Raw genomic sequence first — 3,029 nt, forward strand, 5'->3', positions numbered from 1 at the left:
TTGTGGTGTGGGATCTGGCCGGCATCGGGCTCGACATCTTCTTTCGGGGCGACTCCCCCTTTATGACGGGCATCCTGTTGGCGCCGCACCTGCCCCTGGAGGAGATCTTCTTTCTTGCGCTGCTCTGCTACGTCACGATGATCGCCTACGGAGCTTCGAGTTCCATGCTCCGACGGCGCCGTGGGCCTGGTCGTTCCCGTGAGCCCCGCCGTTCCCGTGGGGTGAGCGCAGAATGACGTACTGGGCCCTGAACGCCGTCTTTCTCGCCGTCGTTGCGGTGGTGGCGCTCGCCGCGGTGCTTTCTCGACGGGCGCCAGAGTGGCGCGCGGTGGGGCTCACGGCTCTCGCCGTGCTTCTCATGACCGCAGTCTTCGACAATCTGATGATCGCCGCCGACCTGTTTTGGTACAACCCCGACCGCATCTCCGGCGCGTTTCTGGGTCTCGCACCGCTCGAAGATTTTGCCTACGCCATCGCCGCCGTGGTGTTATTGCCCTCGCTGTGGCATCTGATTGGGGGGCGCAATGACGTTCGGTAGCACTCTCTCCACGCTCGTAGTGTCGTCTCGCCCGCTGAGCTGGATCAACACGGCGTTCCCTTTCGCGGCCGCCTACGTCACAACGACCCGCGAAATCGATCTCACCCTCGTGCTCGGCACGATCTTCTTCTTGATCCCCTACAACCTCGCCATGTACGGCATCAACGACGTCTTCGACTACGAGTCAGATCTCAAGAATCCGCGCAAGGGCGGGGTCGAGGGAGCACTTCTCGAACCACGGATGCACCGCATCACGCTCTGGGCGGCGGCCATCACGACGGTGCCGTTTCTGGTGTACCTGGTCGTCGTGGGTAACCCGCTCTCGTGGCTCGTGCTCGCGATCAGCATGTTCGCCGTCTACGCCTATTCGGCCAAGGGGCTGCGGTTCAAAGAGAAGCCCGTTCTCGACTCGATCACGTCGAGCACGCACTTCGTCTCGCCGGCTCTCTATGGGCTTGTGCTCGCGGGGGCGCAGTTCACCCCGCAGCTCTGGGCCGTTCTTGCGGCGTTCTTTCTCTGGGGCGCGGCAAGCCACGCATTCGGCGCGGTGCAAGACATCGTGCCAGACCGCGAAGGTGGCATCGCGTCGATCGCCACGGTCTTCGGCGGCAAGCGCACCGTGCGCCTGGCCGTCGCGGCCTATGGCCTTGCGGGCATCCTGATGCTGTTCACGGGCTGGCCTACCGCCCTCGGGGCCATCCTCGCGGTGCCCTACATGGTCACGTGCGCACCGTTCTGGAACGTGTCGGATGCTTCTGCCGAAACGGCGAACCGCGGGTGGAGAAAGTTTCTCGCCCTCAACTTTGTGAGCGGCTTCTTCGTCACGATGCTGCTCATCGCCTGGTGGGCGATTCACCCGTAGGCGTTGCGGGTTCCTCTAGGCGGATTCGTCGCCCGTAAAACCAAGGTTGCGCGCCATACGTTCGAGAGACGTAACGGTGGTGCGGTACTCGTCCTCCGTCAGGCCCTCGGCGAGCGAACCGCGCAGTGAGTCGACGACCTCGGTGAGGCGAACAAAGGCCTTGTGCCCGCGCTCGGTGAGCTCGTAATACTCACCGTCCACGGCAACCCAGTCGCTTTCGACGAGCTCATCGAGCTGCTCTAACGCGCTTTCGCCGGCATCGGCGTCGATGAAGGGGGCGATTGCTCGGTCGAGTTCGGCGACGGTGGCCTTGCCCGCGGCGATGACGCCGAGCAACTGCCACTGGCGCCGGGTCACGCCGTGCTCTTCGATGATGGCATCGAAGCGCTGGTCGATGAGCTGGTCGACGGTTCTCAACCAAAATCCGATCGGTCTTTCAGCCATGCCCTGACCATACGCACGCCCCACGATCGCGGCAAGCGTCGCCGTCGCAACCGCAGCATCCGCCCAGCAACGGCGAAAGGCTAGAACTCGAAGGCGAGTTCCTCTGGGTAGTCGCCCAGCGCGACCAGGTCGGTCGCCGCGCCCTTGAGGTGGGCGAGGGTCAGGCCCATCGTGCCCGGGCCAAAGCTCACGCGGGCGACCCCGAGGTCGGCGAGCCGCTTGAGGGGCACGCCGCCGGGCGTGCCGATCACGGAGACGAGCCCGTCGATCTCCTTGATGGCGCGCTCAACCTTGGCTTCGTCGGAGAGGCCGAGCATAAAGATGCAGTCGGCGCCCGCCTGCATATAGGCGTTGGCCCGCTTGATTGCCTCGTCCCAGTCGCCGGCAGGGCTCGCGAGGGTGTCGACGCGGGCGTTGATCGTAATCGGTACGCCCGAAACGGTTCCCGCACTGCGCGCCGCGGCCACGCGCGCCGCTGCCGTCTTGATATCGAACTGCGGGGCCTTGGCCGCGCCAATGCTGTCCTCGATGTTGAGGCCGGCCGCGCCCACCTCGATGAGGCGGGCCACATTGTCTTCGACCCCCTTGGCGTCGGCCGAATACCCCTTCTCAAAGTCGACAGACACCGGCAGCGACGTTGCGTCGATGACGAGCTTCGCGGCGGCGAGCGCCTGGTCTACCGTGAGTCCTTCGCCATCGGGCACACCGTGGGCGAACGAGATCGAGTGGCTCGCTGTGGCGAGGGCCTTGACCCCTTGAACTTCGGAGACGATGCGGGCGGTAACGGCATCCCACACATTGGTCACGATGAGCGGTGAACCGGGCACGTGCAGCGAGCGGAGGAGTTCAGCGTTGACGATAGTGGGGTTGGTCATTTCCTCAGAGTGCCCTCGATTGGCGCGATCCGCCACCCTCGTTATGAAGAGGGCGGCGGATGCTGCGGGTCACCCCACGCGTTCGTGCTTGGGCAGACGCACGAAGAGCAGCATGATGAGGCCGATCAGCACCACGAGGCCGATGCCGAGCACGCCGTAGATGATGCCGCCGAAGATGCTCAGGAAGAGCGCCCAGGCGAGAGGGGAGAGGAAGCTGGCGACGCGACCCGTCGTGGCGTAGAGGCCGAAAATCTCGCCCTGCATGCCAGCAGGGGTGACGCGCGTGAGCAGTCCGCGGCTCGCGGCCTGG

At 64.9% G+C, this 3,029-nt stretch carries 5 protein-coding genes and 1 pseudogene; 3 read left to right on the top strand and 3 right to left on the bottom strand.

Features of this window, described 5'->3' with window-relative positions; genetic code table 11:
• From AC062T_RS12530 to AC062T_RS12540, 3 genes and pseudogenes are all read left to right on the top strand, one after another.
• Nucleotides 1-236 (top strand): annotated as a pseudogene (locus AC062T_RS12530) (lycopene cyclase domain-containing protein); the annotation flags it as partial.
• Nucleotides 233-538 carry a lycopene cyclase domain-containing protein gene (locus tag AC062T_RS12535; RefSeq protein WP_476030512.1) on the top strand — a complete coding sequence of 102 codons (306 nt, stop codon included), beginning with the start codon at nt 233-235 and terminating at the stop codon, nt 536-538. The pseudogene AC062T_RS12530 and the gene AC062T_RS12535, both read left to right, overlap by 4 nt.
• Nucleotides 525-1,400: a prenyltransferase gene (locus AC062T_RS12540; RefSeq protein WP_476030514.1), complete on the top strand. Its 876-nt coding sequence runs from the start codon at nt 525-527 to the stop codon at nt 1,398-1,400. The genes AC062T_RS12535 and AC062T_RS12540 overlap by 14 nt, the downstream gene beginning before the upstream one ends.
• A gap of 15 nt (nt 1,401-1,415) precedes the next feature.
• On the opposite strand, the gene AC062T_RS12545 is transcribed toward AC062T_RS12540, so the two are convergent.
• The 3 genes from AC062T_RS12545 to AC062T_RS12555 form a co-directional block, all read right to left on the bottom strand.
• A complete protein-coding gene (locus AC062T_RS12545) occupies nt 1,416-1,844 on the bottom strand; it encodes a MarR family winged helix-turn-helix transcriptional regulator (RefSeq protein WP_476030515.1) in 429 nt (142 codons plus the stop codon).
• Between the two features lie 80 nt (nt 1,845-1,924).
• Nucleotides 1,925-2,719, bottom strand: coding sequence for an isocitrate lyase/PEP mutase family protein (locus AC062T_RS12550; protein WP_476030517.1), 795 nt, complete (start codon nt 2,717-2,719; stop codon nt 1,925-1,927).
• 69 nt (nt 2,720-2,788) lie between these two features.
• A partial coding sequence (locus tag AC062T_RS12555; protein WP_476030519.1) for an MFS transporter occupies nt 2,789-3,029 on the bottom strand: 241 nt, incomplete at its 5' end.

This window comes from Homoserinimonas sp. (assembly GCF_056262345.1).

What these genes read in the sequence shown, in the direction of transcription:
- AC062T_RS12535 (WP_476030512.1), top strand. Translation starts at nt 233, where the DNA reads ATGACGTACTGGGCCCTGAACGCCGTCTTTCTCGCCGTCGTTGCGGTG.
- AC062T_RS12540 (WP_476030514.1), top strand. Translation starts at nt 525, where the DNA reads ATGACGTTCGGTAGCACTCTCTCCACGCTCGTAGTGTCGTCTCGCCCG.
- AC062T_RS12545 (WP_476030515.1), bottom strand. Translation starts at nt 1,844, where the DNA reads ATGGCTGAAAGACCGATCGGATTTTGGTTGAGAACCGTCGACCAGCTC.
- AC062T_RS12550 (WP_476030517.1), bottom strand. Translation starts at nt 2,719, where the DNA reads ATGACCAACCCCACTATCGTCAACGCTGAACTCCTCCGCTCGCTGCAC.